Genomic DNA, 19,115 nt, shown 5'->3' with positions numbered 1-19,115 from the left:
CCGCAACGGTTGAGACACAAAACCCATCGCCACCCCGTAACAAAAACACCTGAGGGCTTCAGGCTGGCGGCGGGGGTTTAAGAATTGGTAAATGCAGTGTTAACCATGCCGTCCGGCAGCATGGTTAACAGCTTTTTTACGCAGATTTGCGTGCGGCCATGGCCTCGGCAAAGCGTTCGAACAGATAAAAGCTGTCCTGCGGGCCGGGGCTGGCCTCGGGGTGGTGCTGCACTGAATAGACCGGGCGGCCGGAAATGCGGATACCGCAGTTGGAGCCGTCAAACAGCGAAACATGGGTTTCTTCCACGCCTTCCGGCAGGGTCTGCGCGTCCACCGCAAAGCCGTGGTTCATCGAGGTGATCTCAACCTTGCCGGTGGAATGCTCCTTGACCGGATGGTTGGCGCCGTGGTGGCCGTGGTTCATCTTGATGGTGTTGGCTCCCAGTGCCAGTGCCAGCATCTGGTGGCCCAGGCAGATGCCGAAAACCGGCAATTCTGTCTTCAGGACGTCCTTGATCATCGGCACCGCATATTCACCTGTCGCGGCGGGGTCGCCAGGGCCGTTGGACAGGAACACCCCGTCGGGATTATGCGCCAGTACTTCCTCGGCGGTGGCGGTGGCGGGCAGCACTGTGACGTCGCATCCCGCGCTGGCCAGGCAGCGCAGGATGTTGCGCTTGGCGCCATAGTCGATGGCCACAACCTTATGCGCGGGCGCTTCCTGGCGGGCATAGCCGTCCGGCCAGGCCCAGCGCATTTCGTCCCAGCGGTAGCTTTGCGCGCAGGAGACGTCTTTGGCCAGATCGAGGCCGACAAGACCCGGCCATTCACGCGCCTTGGCAACCAGCGCTTCGACATCGAAGTTGCCGTCGGGGTCATGCGCCAGGGCGACATGCGGCGCGCCCTGCTGGCGGATCGCGCGGGTCAGGCGGCGGGTGTCGATGCCGCCAATTGCGATGCGGCCGGTGCGGGTCAGCCAGGATTTCAGCTCTTCGGTGGCGCGCCAGTTGGAAGCCAGGGTCGGATCCCACTTCACTACCATGCCGGCCGCGACGGGGTCACCGGTCTCGTCATCCTCGGGCGTCACGCCGGTGTTGCCGATATGCGGGAAGGTGAAGGTGACGATCTGACCGGCGTAGGAAGGATCGGTCATGATCTCCTGATAGCCGGTCATTGCAGTGTTGAAGCAGAGCTCGGCCACAGTGTCGCCGGTGGCGCCGAAACCGGTGCCGTAAAAGACGGTGCCATCGGCGAGCGCCAGGCATGCGGTGGGCTTGGACGGGGCGGAAGCGGCCATTGCGCGAGTCTCCATGCGGTGAAATTCATCGGCTTGTAAGGGGAGCGCCCAAGCGGGTCAAGCCTGCAGCGGCGGGCAGGCAGACGCGGGGTCAGGAATAGGGAATTTATAGTAAACTTGCACAGCGGGTGCAGAATGGATAACCATCGGTGTCCGGCAACCATGGGATGCTTACTACGATGGATACGCGCACACAGGTCAATCAGGCCTTGAAGCAAGCGATGAAAGACAAGGCGGCGGAGCGGCTGTGTACGCTGCGGCTGATCAACGCGGCAATCAAGGACCGGGAAATCGCCGCCCGCGCCGATGGTGAAGAGGGCGGTATCGGGGAAGGGGAAATCCTTGCCATCCTGGGAAAGATGACCAAGCAGCGCAACGAAAGCGCACGCGCCTATGAAGAAGGCGGGCGGCTGGATCTTGCGGAGCGGGAACTGGGCGAAATCGCCATCATCGAGGAATTCCTGCCGCAGCAGCTGAGCGACGAGGAAGCCGGCGAGGCGATCACTGCGGCGGTGGCGGAAACCGGCGCCGAATCGATTCGCGACATGGGCAAGGTGATGGGGGCGCTGAAGGCGAAATACACCGGCCAGATGGATTTCGGCAAAGCCGGGCCCCTGGTCAAGGACCAGCTTTGCAGCAAAGGCGACTGCTGATAGAAAGGCGCGCTGGCGCGCGCTGCCTCCGGCGGGAGTATTTTTGCAAAGATGAAACGGGCAGGTCCGCGTTGCGGGCCTTTTGCTTTTCCGGTCAATGCGAAAAAGCAGACTTGAGGTCGCCATAAAGCGCGACCCGTTCGTCTTCAGACAGGAACGCTCCGATCTCCACTTCGCGGCCGCCGCCTTGCAGGGTGACATAATGCGGCACCGGGCCGTCGTGGTCGTGCATCTCGACGCGGGTCCAGTAGCGGTTGCAGCGCCAGTTTTGACGGCCGCCATCGGGATTGATCCGCTCCAGATGGGCCTCTTCTTTTCCGATGGTCAGCACCTCCAGGATCTGATGGTCATGGCGGCTGCGGTCCAGCGCCCATTTCATGCCGAACAGGGCCAGCAGCAGGAACGGCAGCAGCCCCCACAGCAGGAAAGATCCCAGGACAGGGATCAGCGGCACGCAGATCAGTGCCGCTGTCAAGCCAAGGAACCGCACATAGCCCTGCGGTGGCAGCGATTGATGCGGCCAAAGGTGCAGCTCGCGTTCGGCGTCTTGCTGCGGTCGGGTCCAGTTGTAGGGCATCTGTTCAACGCCTGCTGCGCAAAGTGGGTTCCTCATAAATGATGTGCCGGAAAGTCCGGATTTCCACTGCGGGTTATTACCGCGGGGCGCGCGCATGAAAAAGGCCCCGGAGCATCTGCGCCGGGGCCTTTTTTTGATGTCAGTGTCGTAGCCGCTTAGTGCGAATGCGAGCGGTCCCAGTCTTCCTGCTTGGGCAGGATTTCAAAGGTGTGCTCGGGCGGCGGGCAGGGCAGGGTCCACTCCAGGGTATCCGCGTATTCGTTCCAGTAGTTGTTCTGGGTGATGCGGGCGCCGCGCAGCAGCGAATAGATCACCACGCCGAAGAACAGCAGGAAGGATGCAAAGGACAGGAACGCGCCATAGGACGAGATCTTGTTCCAGTAGGCGAAGCCTTCCGGATAGTCGATGTACCGGCGCGGCATGCCCTGGCGGCCCAGGAAGTGCTGCGGGAAAAACGTCAGGTTGGCGCCGATGAAGAACATCCAGAAGTGGATCTGGGCGCCCAGCTCGTTGTACTGACGGCCGGTCATCTTGCCGAAGTAGAAGTAGATGCCCGAGAAGATCGCAAAGACAGCGCCCAAGCTCATCACGTAGTGGAAGTGCGCAACCACATAATAGGTGTCGTGATAGGCGCGGTCGACGGAGGCCTGCGACAGCACCACACCGGTCACACCGCCGACGGTGAACAGGAACAGGAAGCCGAAAGCAAACATCATCGGAGCTTTGAATTCGATCGAGCCGCCCCACATTGTGGCGATCCAGCTGAACACCTTAACCCCGGTCGGAACCGCGATGACCATTGTGGCCAGCATGAAGTAGGCCTGCTGGTTCAGCGACATGCCGACGGTGTACATGTGGTGCGCCCAGACAACAAAGCCCAGAACACCGATCGCGATGATCGCCCAGACCATCGGCAGATAGCCGAAGACAGGCTTGCGCGCGAAGGTGGCGATGACGTGGGAGATGATGCCAAAGCCCGGCAGGATCACGATGTAGACTTCCGGGTGGCCGAAGAACCACAGGATGTGCTGGTACAGGATCGGGTCGCCGCCGCCGGCTGCATCAAAGAAGGTGAAGCCGAAGTTGCGGTCCATCAGCAGCATGGTGATGGCGCCGGCCAGAACCGGCAGGGACAGCAGGATCAGCCAGGAGGTGACGAAGATCGACCAGGAGAACAGCGGCACCTTGAACAGGGTCATGCCCGGGGCGCGCATGTTCAGGAAGGTGGTGATCATATTGATCGCACCCAGGATCGAGGACGCGCCCGAGACGTGCACGGCAAAGATCGCCAGATCCATCGAGTAGCCGCCCTCGTTCACCGACAGCGGCGGGTAAAGAACCCAGCCCACGCCGGAGCCCAGCTGGTCATTGCCGCCCGGGGAGACAACCGAGAGGACCGCCAGCGAGGTGCCTGTGACATACATCCAGAAGCTGAGGTTGTTCATCCGCGGGAACGCCATGTCCGGCGCGCCGATCTGCAGCGGCATGAAATAGTTGCCGAAACCGCCGAACAGCGCCGGAATCACCACGAAGAACATCATCAGGATGCCGTGGGCGGTGATCATCACGTTCCAGAGATGGCCGTTCGGGGTGCATTCCGCAGAGGCGTCTGCGAACATGCGCGCGCCCTCCAGGCACATGTACTGAACGCCGGGATCCATCAGTTCCAGCCGCATATAGACGGTGAAGATGACAGAGATAAGACCGGCGAACGCCGAAACGATCAGGTAGAGAATGCCGATGTCTTTATGGTTCGTGCTCATGAACCAGCGGGTGAAGAAAGTCCGCTCGTCCTCGTGGCCGTGACCATGAATGGCTGCGTCTGCCATTTAGGTGCCTCCTGCTGCATAACGAAAGGCCCCCGGAGACGGACTCCGGGCGGCCTGGATTCCTTCGGAGTATTAGTGTGGCCCGCCAGAGCCTTCAATGGCGGAGTTTGATCTGGATCAAGATTTATTGCCGCAGGGGCTTGAATGCCAGGCAGGCTGCGGCGCCGCAGGGTGCTTGACCTGGCCGCACGGCACGCGCACAACCGGAACAATGCCAAAATCAGGAGGCCGGACGCATGCCCGCTTATGATCCCGACAATATCTTTGCCAAGCTGTTGCGCGGTGAGATTCCCTCGGCCCGTGTCTATGAAGATGACGATACGCTGGCCTTCATGGATATCATGCCGCGCAGCGACGGGCATCTTCTGGTGATCCCGAAAACCCCGTGCCGCAACCTGCTGGACGCCAGCCCTGCGCAGTTGGCAGCAGTGATGCAGACGGTTCAGAAATTGTCGCATGCGGTGATCAAGGCCTTTGGCGCGGACGGGGTGACCGTGCAGCAGTTCAACGAGGCCGCGGGCGGGCAGGAAGTCTTTCACCTTCATTTGCATGTGCTGCCGCGCAAGGAGGGCGACCGGCTGCGCCCGCCGGGAACGATGGGCGACCAGGCGCTGATCCAGGCCCAGGCGGAACAGATCCGCGCAGCACTCGCCGGACATTGATGCCGGCTTGGCGGCAGGACCTTTGAGAAAATGAAATCACCTCTGTAATTAGAGCGGTGATTCCAATGTGAATTTGTGCATTCGAAATAAATGTTGAATTTTAGTTGAATTTGATCATAGCTGTTTCGCAAATTAGTTGTAGGTCAAAGAGGGCGCCCGCGCCCAAGCGTATGGGGACCCAAGAATTGGGTGGTCCGGCACGGTATGCCAGCCCGGATTTGGGCGGCATCAGCCGGGAATTTTCAGTTGACAGGCTGACAGCCTGAAACATGCGGGCAAAACGCCCGTGCCAGATCGTATGCTTGCAGGGCGCGCCGTCGCATTGACGCGGAAAGCAGTATTGGAGGGAGCGAAGTGACGCTCTTGTGCCGCGCGCAGGCCTTGTCGCAGGACCAGGTTGTTGCCGCAATTTATGAAACGATGATCCGGGCGGAGCAATTCGACCGGTTTTCTGCTGGTCCGCCAACCGGGGGGCGCGCCGGAGAGGGCGATGGACGCTGGCGCGCCTTTGGGCAGCCCAGGCCCGTGCCGGCACTCAAGGCGCATTTCTCGCGGGCGGCCCAGATCCAGGAACAGCAGTGGGAGCGGGCAGGGCGGCCGCACCCCGGTGAATACTCGGGCGAATGCTGCCGGTTCTGGCTGTTGGCTGGTGGCGGATCCGAGGGACGCCTGCTGAATGCGTCGCAGCGCGCTGCCCGGCAGCTTGTCAGCGGCGGCGATCTTGCCGCAGCCATGGGGCTGACGCGGGCCGCAACAGACCGCTGGAGCATCTTTCTGGAGCAGGTGCGCGAGGGGGAGTTTTCCTGGCAGGACGTTCTGCTTCTCGGCACCGGCCGCCCGGGCGAGCGGTATTTATGCCGCCCTGTCCGGCTGAAGGGGGCAGGCGGCCCTGTCGCAGCCGTCATGGCAGAGCGGCTGGATTGCGAATGGAGCGCAGAGGCCGCAGGCCCCGTGGCGTCTGCTTTCGGACTGCAGAAATCTGATCTTGACCCGCTGAAGGCGGTGATGAGCGGCGCCGGCGGCCGGGTGGCAGCGGAGCTGGAACAGATTGCAGCAAGGGCCGGAGCACCAGGAACAGCCGAGTTGATCCGGCTGGCCGCGTTCCTGATCAACGAGCATGTGCGGGACTTGAAAATTGCCCGGGGTGAGCTGCCGCCGCCCTCTGAGGAGATTGAGGACAGAAGCGGGCGGCGCAGCCAGTTTTTCCGGTTTGGTGCGGAAACCGGACAGCCGGTTATATTTGTGCACGGGGTGCTGGACGGGATCGTGCCGCTGCAGCGCCTGCAGCCGCAGCTTAGAACCCTTGGGTTCCGGGTCTATGCGCCGATGCGCGCGGGCTACGGCGGCTCGGTGCCGCTGCAGCGGGGGCAGGACCCGGCGGATGCCTTTGTGCAACAGCTGGATGCGCTGATCACCCGCGAAAATCTGCAAAGACCGGTATTGCTCAGCCACCGTGGCGGCGCATTGTACGGCTGCGCGGCGGCCAACCGGCTGCACAGCCGGATCTCCGGGCTGGTGGCTGTCGCCTCGAATTGTTCAATTACTTCGCCGCGGCAGTTCTCCGGGCTCAGCGGTTATGCCTGGCTGGTGGCCTTTTCCGCTGCCCGTGCCCGCTGGATGCTGCCGGTGCTGATGAAGGCCTGGTCGGGCGCCCTGCACTGGTACGGGCACAAGGCGCTGCTGAAGTTCCAGACTGTGCGCAACAGCCGCGAAAGGGCCATGCTGGATCAGCTGGGCCTGCTGCCGCTGCTTAAGCAAAGCCAGCTGCTGTTCCGGCAGCAGGGCGGTGCCGGTTTCCTGGCAGATGTGCAAATGATTCGGCAGGGAACGCAGAAGATGGCGCTGACACGGCATACGCGGGCGGTCTTTGTGCATGGCGGCGAGGACCACGTCGCACCGCTTTCCGATATCCGCGATACTTTCGGCGGTCAGCAAAACGCTCAGCTCTGTGTCAGCCAGGAGGCGGGCGCATTGCTGTTCTACACCCTTCCGGAACTGGTGCTGACGGCGCTGCAGGACTGCGTTTCGGCGGCGCAGGGCAAGGGTTAGCCGCCGAACACCTGCTCAAAACTGCGCTTCAGGGCGACGTCCACATCCGCCATGGTGACCGGCAAACCCAGGTCCACCAGGCTGGTTACCCCGTATTCAGTAATGCCGCAGGGCACGATGCCGGTGAAATGCTCCAGCTCCGGCTCCACGTTGATCGAGATGCCGTGGAAGCTGACCCATTTGCGCAGGCGGATGCCGATCGCGGCAATCTTGTCCTCGGCCATGCCGCCCGCAACGGTTTGCGGCTTGTCCGGGCGTTCGACCCAGACGCCGACCCGGCCGTCGCGGATATGGCCCTTGATATTGAACTCATCCAGGGCGGCGATCACCCAGCTTTCCAGCTGCTGCACGAACCGGCGCACGTCGTGGCCGCGCTGGCCCACGTTCAACATCACATAGACCACCCGCTGGCCCGGCCCGTGATAGGTGTATTGGCCGCCCCGTTTGCTGTCATAGACCGGGAAACGGTCCGGATCGGTCAGGTCCTCGCGCTTGGCCGAGGTGCCGGCGGTGTAAAGCGGCGGATGTTCGACCAGCCAGATGCACTCTTCCGCCGTGCCCGCAGCAATCAAAGCCGCGCGCTCCTCCATGAAGGCAACCGCTTGATCATATTCAACAAGACCGTCCGATGCGATCCATTCAACCATGGTTTCTGCCGTCCTTTTCCGTCCCGCCTTGGAGGCCCGCCGGAAAAGTGATCGTAAAATCCCTAGGTGGCAGCCCTGACTGTGGGGTATCGTGATTCCATTGTTTGTATCTATAGGGGGCGAGTATCATGCTTTCCAAGCCGCTTAAGCCGGCATTGACGGCCGCTTTTCTGGCAACGTCATTCACCAGCCCTGCGACCGCGAGCGATTTGGGCGCCGCAATTGTCGGAGGGGTGATTGGCGGGGTTATCGTCAATGAAGTTCACAGGAATAAACAGCGCCAGCGCCGTGCCACCACTTACCGCCGCGCGCCGGCAAGTTCCGCCACCAGGGCGCAGAACCGTGAAACCCAGGTTGCCTTGAATTACTTCGGTTTCCATTCCGGTACACCGGATGGGGTGCTGGGCAGGCGGTCCCGCGCGGCCATTTCACAGTATCAGGTTCACATGGGCTATCCGGCCACGGGTTATCTGGCCCCGTATGAACGCAATTTCCTGGTCAGCTCCTACAGCCGGGCGCAAATCGGCGGCCCGCAGGTGATCAAGGCGATGCAAGGCCCCAACGGAGTGCGGGGATTGCTGCACAGCTGGCGGAATGAAGCTGCGGGCGTCAGGACCGCAGGAAGCGGCTACAGCGGCGGCGGCTACGGCGGGTTGCCGTCCGAAGTCAGCCAGGCGGTGGATGAGATCGCCGCCAGCTCCGAGCCGACCGGGGAACAGTTGCTGCAGCGCACCGGCTTCATGCAGCTGGCGGATTTGAACGGCGATGGCCGGAACGATTATGTGCTCGACACTTCGGTCTCCGGCTCCTCCTTCTGGTGCGGTGCCTCGAACTGTTCGGTGATGGTGTTTGCCTCCACCCCGCAGGGTTATCAGCGCAATGACTTCCTGGCGCGCGGCGTGACACCCGCCAGTTTTGCCTGCCATCAGGGCACCTGCAGAATGGCGGATACGGGTGAAACCGCTCCGGTCCAGGCCGCACAGCAAAACCGCAGCACAGTGACAGCCTTTGCCGGGCAGGAAAGCGCCTCGCTGGGCGGCATCACCCTGTTTGACCAGTCGGCGCAAAGCGCCTCGCTCACCAGCTATTGCAGCAAGGTCAGCCTGCTGACCAGCTCCAACGGCGGCTTCATGACGGCCGCAAGCATGACCGATCCGGAACTGGCGCTGGGTGAGCAGTTCTGCCTTGCCCGCACCTATGCCATCAACGCGGGCGAGACCCGGGCCGGCAAGGTTCAGGGCGTTTCGCAAGCGCAAATCGACAGCCAATGCGATGCATTCGGCCCGGCTGTGCAGCCCTTCCTGGCCAAACTGGGAACCGCGGGCAGCGGCGAAGTGATGGGCGATGTGCAAAAGTTCGTGCTGCAGTCCGGCATGTCGCTAGAGCAGCTGGCCAATACCGCTGGTATTTGCCTGTTCTCCGGCTACCGCCGCGATGACATGGACGTGGCGCTGGGCGCTGCGCTGATCCTGACCGGCACCGGCCAGCGTCCCTATGCTGAGCTGATCGGCCACCATCTGGCTCTGGGTTTTGGCGCGCCGGTCACGGCAGAGCGGGCGCAGGACTGGTACGGCATGGCCGTGATTTCGCTGGAAAGCGGCGCGGCACCTGTCTTTGCTCCGGGACAGCCTGAGCGGGCAGAGCTGATCAAGACAGCCTCGGCCAAGCTGGCAGGCGGCCGGGTGCAGCCGGTGCAGGCCTCCGGCAGTACGGCCCTGCCGTCGTTCTCCACTGACTGACCGCTGTTTGCCGCAGCTGTTGAATGCAAGTGGCCGGCAGAATTGCCGGCCATTTTTTTGCATAGAATTTCTATACTGCCGGGACCCTGGGGCGTCCTGGCGGCTGTGGCCGGTTTTTTCCATTAAATGCTGGATTTCAGCCTTTGACACCGCGCGGTCTTGAATGCAATTTATGCAATCAAAAAGTGCATTGTCTTAGGGGGTGTTTATGCGGTTCAAGCTGCTTTCCACATTCATTATCTGTTCTGCGCTGGCAATGACGCCGGCCACCCGTGTTTCTGCTGATGCGGGTGATTTTGCTGCCGGCGCCATCCTTGGCGGCATCATCGGCGGCGCCCTGTCCAAGAATCAAAGGCGCTCGGGCAGTAAGGCGCCCCGGCGTTCCCGGCTGCCGTCTACTCAGGAAGGCCGCCAAATTCAGGAATCGCTGAACTACTTCGGCTTCCCCGCGGGTGCAGTCGACGGTCAGCTGGGCCGTAAAACGCGTGAGGCGGCTTCCACCTATCAGGCTTATCTGGGTTACCCTGTCACCGGGCAGTTGAATGAGTTCGAGAAAGACCTTCTGATCAGTTCCTTTCAGCGGGCGCAAACCAGCGGCTATCTCGCCAGCCAGCAAGCGATGGCACATCCCGACGGGCCGCGCGGGCTGCTGAAGATCTATTTGGCCGAGCGGATGGCACCGCAGCCACAGCCGCAGCAGCCCTATGGCTTGCCCCAGGCCACCATGGCCGGGAACAGCACCGGCACCTATGGCGTGCCGCAGCAATACGGGCAGAGTGCGCAGCAGCAATACGGCCAGCAGCAGATGGGGTTTGCAGCCACCGCCCAGACATACGGCATTCCGCAGCAGCCTCAGTTTCAGGGCCAGCAAGGGCAGTTCGTGCCGCGGTCACAAGTGCAAGGCCAATTTATGCCGCAAGGCCAGCAGCAGGGCCAGTTCATGCAGCAGGGGCAGTTCGTGCCGCAGGGGCAGGTAATGGCCGCCGCACAGGGGCAGGCGCTGATCCAGAACGGCGCGGTCGTCCAGGGCAGCGGAACTGCAGCAACCCCGGTTCTGCTGCAGCAAAACGATAGTGCTGCCCCTCTGATCAGCCGCCGCGCATTGGTGATCGGTGTTGACGGCTACCAGAACCTCACCGCCTTGCAAAAGGCGCGCAACGATGCTCTGGCGGTCAGCAATACGCTTGGGGCGCTCGGTTTTGAGGTGACCACGCTGTATGACGCGGGGCGCCGCGACATCAACAGCGCGGTCTCGGCCTTTGCCAATCAGATCAAGCCGGGGGATGAAGTTCTATTTTACTTTGCCGGCCACGGGGTTGAGATCGACGGTCGCAATTACCTGCTGCCTTCTGATGTGCCGATGGTGAATTTCGGCGATGAAAGCTTCCTGACCGGGGAAAGCATTGCCGCCGACCGGGTGCTTGGCACTTTCCAGCGCAAAGGTGCGCGTTCAACCATCATGATCCTGGACGCCTGCCGCAACAATCCCTTCCCGAAGGACGGCCAGCGTTCGGTCGGCGGCACCCGCGGCCTGGTGCGGATGGAGCCGCCGGAGGGCGCCTTTATTCTGTATTCCGCCGGGGCAGGGCAAACCGCGCTGGACCGGTTGTCGGACAATGACGCCAATCCGAATTCGGTGTTCACCCGGGCGCTGCTGTCGCGCCTGAACCAGCCGGGCATGACGCTGCACCAGCTGGCCAAACAGGTGCGCCGGGATGTGCAGGATCTGGCCGCCACTGTGAATCACAATCAGTTCCCGGCTTATTATGACCAGATGTCGGGCGAGATGGTGCTGCGCCGCCAGCTGGCAGCCCAGGGCAACTGAGGCTGCTTCCAGGGGGTGCTGAGAAACCGGAGGCAGCCGGATACCCGGCTGTTTTCCAACGCTTATGCTGCGTCGCCTGCCGGGGCGCATATTCTGTTCAAAAAAGATGATTTTCAGCTTCACATCGCATCCGGGCTGGTCTATACGCCTCGACACCAAGCCTAAGACAGTGCGGTCGTGGCGGAATTGGTAGACGCGCAGCGTTGAGGTCGCTGTTCCTTAACCGGAGTGGAAGTTCGAGTCTTCTCGACCGCACCAACTTATACCTGAAAATTTGTTGAAACGCCGATGCGATTGTGCGTCAGCTGTATACGCGCGCCGGTCTGTTGCGGGAATATCAGCTGCCGGACCCTTTGGCGGGTGCTGGCGGCGTTTCCCGGTTCCGGCAGATCTGCGGGCCGGCTATAAACGGCTGCGTTCCTTGTGCCTGGCATTCGGAGCCAACAACGCAAAAACGTGATGCAGCAGTATGTCCAGTTCAGACCCCGGAAATTGCGACGGCATGATCCTTGAACGCGAACTCAGCGCGTTGTCCCTGGCGGGAAATACCCTGCTGGACGCCGTGGAACTGCGTGCGTCCAACGGACGGGTTGCCCGCCTGTTCTTCAAATCCGGAACCGCGCGGGAAGGGCTGGGTATTGCGTCCCCGGCGGACAAGACAGCCCTGCACAACTATGGCGGCGCGCCGGTTCTGGAGGCTGAGATTCCGGACGGCCCCAGCGTGGTCACGGTTTCTGCTGAAGGGGCGCTTTACAACGTTCCGCTCCACCCGGAGGAGACAGACCTGTTTGCCGGGCTCAATGTACTGGCCGCTGTCCGCAATGGTGAAACGGCCCGAACTGCGGCCGAATGGCTGCGGTTCCATACGGCGCAGCATGGTCTGCAGGGGGCTGTCATCCTCGACCGGGCGCATCCGCAAGACAGCCGCCGTTTTATAGAGGAATTGCAAACGCTTGCTGGCTCCATCAAGGGGCTTGAACGGGTCGTGGTAGTGCATTCCAAACTGCCCCTGGGCAAGGATAATCTGCCGGTAGAGGCGCATCCGTTCAACGTGCCGGGGGCGCCAGGCAAAGACCGGATGGAGATCCCGCCTGCCGATCCCTGGCGGGCACCGCTGGGTGAGTTTCTGATCTATGAGATCCTGCGTGCCCGCTTCTTGGCGCGGGCACGGGCAGTGGCCAACATCGACCTATTCGACCTGCTGGCGCCGGATGAGGGGCCGAATGTCTTTGACCGGGCCGTCGCCGCGCCGACGGGCTGTCTGCGGCTGGGCGGAGTGCAGGCCTATCCATGGCGGGTGCGCAGGGGCGACCAGGCGTCTTTTGCGGATCACATCTGCACGCAGTTTGATGCCACAGGGCTGCGGCCGCGCTGGTGCGTGGCACCGGCCACAGCCGGCGGGAACTGCATTTGGCGGCTGATCCGGGTGGTCGGGGCAGAGCCTGATCCGGCAGAGGATCTGCGGTTCTATCGTTGCATGGCTCTGCGGCATCCAACCGACACGGTGTCCAAGATCGTGCCAAAGACCAGCCTGGTGGAAACACCGGAACTGCTGGCGCTGGCCACGGGCTATTTCAACGCCAAGCCTGTGCGTATCCCTCCTGAGGATGCGATTAAGCGGCGCCGTGGCAAGCCCAGGACCGCCATCGTCACCACGATGAAAAACGAAGGTCCGTTCATTCTGGAATGGCTGGCCTACCACCGCGCAATCGGGGTGGATGATTTTCTAGTCTACACCAATGACTGCACCGATGGTACCGATACGATGCTGCAGCTGCTGCAGGACAAGGGCATCGTCCAGCACCGCGAAAACCCGTTCCGCAATACGGATCTGAAGCCGCAGCACGCGGCCTTGCAGGCGGCGGAGGAAGAGCCGGTGATCCGGGACGCAGACTGGCTGGTCTGTATGGATGTGGATGAGTTCATCAACATCAAATGCGGCGATGGCCGGCTGTCCGACCTGTTTCAGGCCGTGGGCAACGCCAATATGATCGCAATGACCTGGCGGCTGTTCGGCAACAATGACGTGCGCGATTTCACCCGCGATCTGATCACCCGGGAATTCACCCGCTGTGCCTTTGAAATGACCCGCAAACCGCACCAGGCCTGGGGGTTCAAAACCCTGTTCCGCAACACCGGTATCTTCAAGAAGCTGGGGGTCCACCGCCCCAAGGGGTTGAAACCGCAGCTGTGGGAGGACATCCGCTGGGTCAACGGCTCCGGCCAGGACATGCCGCGGGAGATGTTCCGCAACGGCTGGCGTTCGTCGATGGATACCTATGGCTATGACCTGGTGCAGCTCAATCATTACGCCGTGCGCAGCGCCGAAAGCTTTCTGGTCAAGCGCGACCGCGGCCGGGTGAACCACGTGGACCGCGATCAGGGGCTGTCTTATTGGTTCCGGATGAACAACAACGCTGAGGATGAGAGGTCAATCCAGCGCATGATCCCGGCGCTGGAGGCAGAGATGGCGCGGCTGCTGGCAGACCCGGATATCGCCACAGCACATGAATACGCCAGCCGCAAACACCGCGAGAAGATTGAGGAGTTGAAACTCCGCGATGACATGCTGGAGCTGTTCCAGGAGCTGACCGGCGGTAAGCTGTGCAAGCTGTCTCGGATGCACGCGCATTTCGGCGCCAATGTCTTTCTGAGCGGCCCCGGAGTTATCCCTGACGAGATCGCCGAAAAGGAGCCGGGCAGCGATTTCTGGTTCACGGTAGAGCGGGGCGAAACCAACCATTGATCCCGGTGGTCTGCACATTGACAGGACTCCGGGCCGCGGGCTAAATTCCGTTAACAAAGAAGCACTGATAAACAGCTGCATTAATTAGTTTTTTGAGGGGCAGTCATCATGGCACTTCCGGCCATTGCGTCACTATGGGTGGGTCCAGAACTCAGCTGGCTGGAGCAGCTTTGCCTGCAGTCCTTTCTGGATCACGGCCACGAGGTGGTGCTATTCACCTATGACGAGGTCAAGGGCGTGCCAGACGGGGTGCAAGTAGCGGATGCCAATGAGATCCTGCCTGCCGACCGCATCATCCGCCACGCCCGCACCGGCAGCCCGGCCTATCATGCCGATGTCTTCCGCCTGCATTTGCTGCGCAAGACCAATTACATCTGGGCTGATACCGATGCCTATTGCTGCCAGCCCTGGAACATCAAGGGCAAGCATTTCCATGGCTGGATCTCAGACGACAAACCGATGGTCAACAACGGGGTTCTGCGGCTGCCCAAAACCTCCAAGACCCTGGCGGCGATGCTGCGCTTCACCAGCGATGAATATCCCATACCGCCCTGGTACAGCGCTGAAAAACAGGCCGAACTGCAGGCGCTTAAGGACAGCGGGCAGGGGGTTCATGTCTCGCTTTTGCCCTGGGGGGTCTGGGGGCCGGACGCGCTCACCTGGTTCCTTCAGGAAACCGGAGAGGTCAAGAATTCCCGTCCTGGCCATGTGATTTATCCTGTACCGTTCAAGCGGGCCGGTGTGGTGCTGAACCCGAACCGCCCGAACCAGGCACGCGGCCATATCCGCAGCGACACGCTGTCGATCCACTTCTGGGGCCGCCGCTTCCGCAACATCGCGGCCAAATACGGCGGCGTGCCCGCCGAAGGCTGCTATGTCCATGATTTGCTGGCCCAGCATGGGATTGATGCGGAAAAAACCCGCCACCTGCTGCAACCGGCCCCTGAACCGGAAGAAATACCCGTGGAAAAAACCGACCCGGCAGCGCTGGATTACTCGATGTTCAGCGACCAGGACGTCGCCAACATCCTGCTGCAACGCTCGGAATTGGCAAGTTCCGGCCAGACCATCAAGGACTGGATGGCAGGTGACGAAGAACTGCTGCTGGCAGAAGCCCGGTCGCAGCGGCAGCACATTCTGCATGAATCGATCCGGATCGCGGAACGGGAATGTGATTTCTTTCTGAAGGCCACCGATCCCATAGCGCCCGAACGGGCCGCGGACATCGGCTGCGGGTATGCCTTTGCCAGCCTGCTGCTGCACCGCCGCTATGGCTGCAGCATCGCGCTGATTGATATCGAAGAGGGCAACAGCCGTCATTTCGGCTTTGAGGGGGAGGGCGCAGGCTATACCAGCCTTGAGACCGCCCGCGCGTTTCTGGAAAAGAACGGCGTGCCGGCCGGAAAAATCACCACCATCAATCCCAAGACCGAAGACACCGCAGCGCTTGGTGCCTTTGATCTGGTGATCAGCCTTGCGTCTTGCGGGTTCCACTATCCCGTCGGCACCTATCAGGATCTGTTCAACAGCCAGATCAGCCCTGGCGGCGGGATTGTTCTGGATATCCGCAAGGGGTCCGGCGGCATTGGCGCCATGAAAAGTTTCGGCACTGTCAAGGTCCTGGCCAAGCACGGCAAATATTCCACAGTTCTGACCCGTGCCGGACAAGAGGCGTGACCGGTAACCGGATCCTTAATCTTTTTCGGATAGAGCAGCGCAAAAGAAGGCTGCGGAATTGCGGTGTTTTCCACGGGCAGATGGCTGCCGGCACGGGGCGGCCCGGTGCCGGGGAGTCCCTGAAGGGCAGTTGACGACGGATGATGAGTGAAGGATTTGATTTCAAAGGCGTGCTGCCGGCACTGGATGCCGACGACGTTCGCACGGTCGCCGATATCAACGGTCAGGCACCGGAGTTGTGCATCCTTCTGTATCAGCGCTACGGCTGCACCATTGATTTGGTTTCCTGCGACCGCAAGGGGCAGGCCAAACAACCCGATGCGGCGCAGCTGCAAACCTGGAAGGCGCGGCTTGAACAGGGCGGCGTGGACCGGGACGCGATCCGGGTTGTGGCACCTTCGCAGGACTTGGGCAGCTATGACGTTATCCTGACGCTGAACAGCTTTGGCGCGCGCCACAAGATCCAGAACGCCGCGCCCATATTGGACCGCGCGCTGCATCCGCTTAGCCGTCTGGTGATTGAAATCCGCAAAGGGTCGGGCAGCTACCCGTTCCTCAAGGCCTATGGCAGCTGCAATACGCTGGTGCCGCCGGAGGCTGGCAAGAACGGCCTCGCAATCCTCTCCGCCGAACCGCAGGAGGTGCTGCCGCCCTCGGGTGAGTGGTCCAAGGTGGCCCGCCAGCTGGCCGGCAAGGAAGGCTTCTTTGACGAGCTGGAAGAACATTCCTTTTTGTTCATGCCGCGTGGCGAAACGCTGGTGGTGACCTTCGACAACCTTGATATTGCGATGACCAAACGCGATGACCGGCGGCCCTGGGGCTTCAGCTTCATTGAGGCGCAGGGCTGGTCGATGCTGGGGGTGATGGCCAATGGCTGGACCTGGTTCCGCCATCAGGAAGTGTCCGCCAAGTTCGAGGAACTGCGCGACAGTGGTTTCTTTGCGCAGTTTTCACGGGTGGTGTTCTACGGCGCCTCGATGGGCGGCTATGCAGCGGCGGCCTTTGCGGCGGCGGCGCCCGGATCGACGGTGTTTGCAATCAGCCCGCAATCCACCCTCGACAAGACCTTGGTGCCTTGGGAAATGCGCTACAAGAAAGTGTGGGACAGGGATTTTTCCGGACCATTCGGGGATGCCTCCCTGGCCAGCCAGGCGGCGGGCGATGTGCATATCATGTTCGACCCATACGTGGCGCCGGACGCGGCCCATGCGGCGCGGTTTTCCGGGGCAAATGTCACCTTCTGGCGCTGCCCGCTGCTGGGCCACCGGCTGGGATCCTCGCTGCAGCAGATGGGCGTCCTGCAGGAGATTGCCCGCGGCGCCATTTCCGGTGACCTGACACCGCACCAGTTTCATGGCCTGCTGCGCAAACGCCACGAATTCCCCCGGTTTCAGCGGGAGCTGGCCAATCTGGCCTTGGACCGCGGCCATCCGCGTCTTGCGAAACAAGCCTGCGAGTATGTTTTGCGCCAACGGGATGACAGGTTCTTCCGCCGGATGAAGGCGCGGCTATGACATGTGAAATCCGCCGGACCGCGCGCCGGGACCAAATGCTGAGCAGGGAAAGGGCGAAGACCGGACAGGACGATGAACCAGGCAGAAACTGACATGCGGGACATAACCCTTGCTTTCCACGTCGGGGCGCCAAACACCGACAACGGCCAGCTGACCTGGTCGTTGCGCAAGGATGCGCAGCGGCTTCTGGCGCAGGGCGTGATGATCCGCCGCCCGGGCACCTACATGGCAGCGCTCAATCAAATGCTGCGCAAGCAGAACCAGGACACCGTCACCGACCAGGAACGCGCGGCGCTGCTGGACGGCATGGTCAAGGATCAGAGTGTTTCGCGGATCATCCTGACCAACTCCGGTTTTCTCGGGGTGCCGGGCTGGATGCTCAACGGCGGGCGGCTCTATCGCAATGCGGGCAGCAATGCCGCGGCGCTGAGAACAGTCTTCCCGGGCAATCCGTGCGAGTTTTTCCTGGGCCTGCGCAATCCGGCCACGCTGATCGGACCGGTGTTTAAATCCCAGTCCAACCGCACCTGGGAGCAGTTTGCCGCAGGCACGGATTTTCTGAATCTGCGCTGGTCGGACGTGGTTGCAGATATTCAGGACAGCAACCCCGGCTGCCGCATCACGGTCTGGTGCAACGAGGAAACGCCGGTGATCTGGCCCAACATTTTGGGGCAGGTGACGGGTTTGGGCGACGGTTTCCGTTTTGACGGCGAACTGGATATTACCCGCGGCATCATTTCGGAGGCGGGATACGAGCGGCTGGAGGCCTATCTGGCAAACCGTCCCGGCCTGTCGGAAGACCAGCGTGAACGGGTGCGCGCACTGTTCCTCAGCTACTTCCACTCGGAGGAGGCGGTGGAGGAGGAAATCGATCTGCCGGGCTGGTCGCAGCCGCTGGTGGATGAGATGAGTGAAAGCTACCAGGCTGATGCCGAGCTGATCCGCCGGATGACTGGCGTTACATTTCTGTCCTGAGTGCTGCGCGACCGTATAGCGGCTTCATCAGGATTGCGGTCAGATACATCGGGATCTGGTAGCAGCCCAGAAAGATCAGCAGCGGATCGGTTGTGGCTGCGGGCAGGGCGATCAGAAACAGAGCGAAGTTCCGGTTGCCGGCGACAACGGAGACTGGCACGGCCCCACTGCCCGCGCGGCGGCGCATCACTGCGAATGTCAGCGCCTGCAGGCCGAGGTTGGCAGCCAGCGCAAAGCCCAGCCATTGCAGCACCAGCAAAGGCATGGCGCGCAACGCAGGCCCCAGCGCCGCCATCAGGCCAACCACGATCACTGCCAGCGCGATCACTGTCAGCCCGTCGATAGCCTTGGCCTGATCCTCGCGCAGTTGCGGCAGGGTCAGGCGGCGCAGCAGGAAGGCGCAGACCACGGTGATGCCAATCACGCCAATGAGCCGCCCTGCCGCGCGCAGCACATCCCCAAGGCCTCCCAGGCCGGGGGCCAGCAGAAATACTGGAATTACTGTCAGCGGCATCAGCGCGGTGCCAAGGATCAGCAAGCGGAAGGCAGGTTCCGGCGCATGCCCCATCAGCGCGGTGATATTGGGGCTGCCGGTGACCGAAGGCGCGCTCAGCATCAGGATCAGCGCCACAGCGGCGGGGGTCTGCGCCACGCCGAACAATGATGCCAGCCCCAAGGCCAGCAGCGGCAGCCCCACTTGCAGCAGCGCAATGGCTTTGACGGTGCCAATCCCGTCCGCCAGCCCGCCGGCAGCCTTGCGCAAGCCGATCCTGTAGGCGTTCAAAAACAAAAGCCCGGCCACCATTTCCGGCAGCCAGGGCTGAAGCGTTGCGGCAAGACCGGGCAGCAACAGCCCGGCCAATAGCCCCAGAACCAGCGCGGCCCGCCCATGCCGGGCGGCAAAGGCGAGCGCGCGCAGCATGAG

General features: G+C 61.9%; 14 protein-coding genes and 1 tRNA gene. 10 read left to right on the top strand and 5 right to left on the bottom strand.

Features of this window, described 5'->3' with window-relative positions; translation table 11 throughout:
• Positions 1 to 136: 136 nt before the first annotated feature.
• The gene (carA, locus tag ETW24_RS14320; RefSeq protein WP_129371675.1) at positions 137 to 1,297 is read right to left on the bottom strand and encodes a glutamine-hydrolyzing carbamoyl-phosphate synthase small subunit; all 1,161 of its coding nucleotides are present in this window, start codon (positions 1,295 to 1,297) and stop codon (positions 137 to 139) included.
• A 179-nt stretch (positions 1,298 to 1,476) separates the two neighbouring features.
• Between carA and ETW24_RS14315 the strand changes: the two genes are divergently transcribed.
• Positions 1,477 to 1,950 carry a GatB/YqeY domain-containing protein gene (locus ETW24_RS14315; protein WP_129371674.1) on the top strand — a complete coding sequence of 158 codons (474 nt, stop codon included), beginning with the start codon at positions 1,477 to 1,479 and terminating at the stop codon, positions 1,948 to 1,950.
• Positions 1,951 to 2,044: 94 nt separating this feature from the next.
• On the opposite strand, the gene ETW24_RS14310 is transcribed toward ETW24_RS14315, so the two are convergent.
• Both ETW24_RS14310 and ETW24_RS14305 read right to left on the bottom strand, forming a co-directional pair.
• A complete protein-coding gene (locus ETW24_RS14310; protein WP_129372939.1) occupies positions 2,045 to 2,527 on the bottom strand; it encodes a DUF2244 domain-containing protein in 483 nt (160 codons plus the stop codon).
• Between the two features lie 155 nt (positions 2,528 to 2,682).
• Positions 2,683 to 4,356 carry a cytochrome c oxidase subunit I gene (locus ETW24_RS14305; RefSeq protein WP_129371673.1) on the bottom strand — a complete coding sequence of 558 codons (1,674 nt, stop codon included), beginning with the start codon at positions 4,354 to 4,356 and terminating at the stop codon, positions 2,683 to 2,685.
• 236 nt (positions 4,357 to 4,592) lie between these two features.
• Between ETW24_RS14305 and ETW24_RS14300 the strand changes: the two genes are divergently transcribed.
• Complete coding sequence (locus ETW24_RS14300; RefSeq protein ID WP_129371672.1) at positions 4,593 to 5,018, top strand: HIT family protein; 426 nt, start codon at positions 4,593 to 4,595, stop codon at positions 5,016 to 5,018.
• Between the two features lie 354 nt (positions 5,019 to 5,372).
• Positions 5,373 to 7,067: an alpha/beta fold hydrolase gene (locus ETW24_RS14295; RefSeq protein ID WP_129371671.1), complete on the top strand. Its 1,695-nt coding sequence runs from the start codon at positions 5,373 to 5,375 to the stop codon at positions 7,065 to 7,067.
• Here the strand turns inward: ETW24_RS14295 and lipB are convergent.
• Positions 7,064 to 7,714, bottom strand: a complete 651-nt coding sequence (gene lipB / locus ETW24_RS14290) for a lipoyl(octanoyl) transferase LipB (RefSeq protein WP_129371670.1) — start codon at positions 7,712 to 7,714, stop codon at positions 7,064 to 7,066. The genes ETW24_RS14295 and lipB overlap by 4 nt on opposite strands.
• Before the next feature lie 128 nt (positions 7,715 to 7,842).
• Between lipB and ETW24_RS14285 the strand changes: the two genes are divergently transcribed.
• The 7 genes from ETW24_RS14285 to ETW24_RS14255 all read left to right on the top strand — a co-directional run bounded on the left by ETW24_RS14285 (position 7,843) and on the right by ETW24_RS14255 (position 18,190).
• Positions 7,843 to 9,453 (top strand): peptidoglycan-binding domain-containing protein, encoded by a 1,611-nt coding sequence (locus tag ETW24_RS14285; RefSeq protein ID WP_129371669.1) that lies wholly within the window; start codon positions 7,843 to 7,845, stop codon positions 9,451 to 9,453.
• Between the two features lie 208 nt (positions 9,454 to 9,661).
• A complete protein-coding gene (locus ETW24_RS14280; RefSeq protein ID WP_129371668.1) occupies positions 9,662 to 11,278 on the top strand; it encodes a caspase family protein in 1,617 nt (538 codons plus the stop codon).
• Positions 11,279 to 11,449: 171 nt separating this feature from the next.
• Positions 11,450 to 11,536, top strand: a tRNA-Leu gene (locus tag ETW24_RS14275).
• A 211-nt stretch (positions 11,537 to 11,747) separates the two neighbouring features.
• Entirely contained in the window at positions 11,748 to 14,024 is a 2,277-nt protein-coding gene (locus tag ETW24_RS14270; protein WP_129371667.1) for a glycosyltransferase family 2 protein, read from the top strand.
• A 108-nt stretch (positions 14,025 to 14,132) separates the two neighbouring features.
• Positions 14,133 to 15,701 carry a class I SAM-dependent methyltransferase gene (locus tag ETW24_RS14265; protein ID WP_129371666.1) on the top strand — a complete coding sequence of 523 codons (1,569 nt, stop codon included), beginning with the start codon at positions 14,133 to 14,135 and terminating at the stop codon, positions 15,699 to 15,701.
• A gap of 143 nt (positions 15,702 to 15,844) precedes the next feature.
• Positions 15,845 to 17,215, top strand: a complete 1,371-nt coding sequence (locus ETW24_RS14260; protein WP_254695617.1) for a hypothetical protein — start codon at positions 15,845 to 15,847, stop codon at positions 17,213 to 17,215.
• A gap of 72 nt (positions 17,216 to 17,287) precedes the next feature.
• The gene (locus ETW24_RS14255) at positions 17,288 to 18,190 is read left to right on the top strand and encodes a hypothetical protein (protein ID WP_129371664.1); all 903 of its coding nucleotides are present in this window, start codon (positions 17,288 to 17,290) and stop codon (positions 18,188 to 18,190) included.
• Here the strand turns inward: ETW24_RS14255 and ETW24_RS14250 are convergent.
• The gene (locus ETW24_RS14250; protein WP_129371663.1) at positions 18,174 to 19,112 is read right to left on the bottom strand and encodes a hypothetical protein; all 939 of its coding nucleotides are present in this window, start codon (positions 19,110 to 19,112) and stop codon (positions 18,174 to 18,176) included. The genes ETW24_RS14255 and ETW24_RS14250 overlap by 17 nt on opposite strands.
• Between the last annotated feature and the right edge of the window lie 3 nt (positions 19,113 to 19,115).

The sequence above is a fragment of the Leisingera sp. NJS204 genome (assembly GCF_004123675.1).
Classification (GTDB): Bacteria; Pseudomonadota; Alphaproteobacteria; order Rhodobacterales; family Rhodobacteraceae; genus Leisingera.
This window is presented reverse-complemented; position numbering and strand designations above follow the sequence as displayed.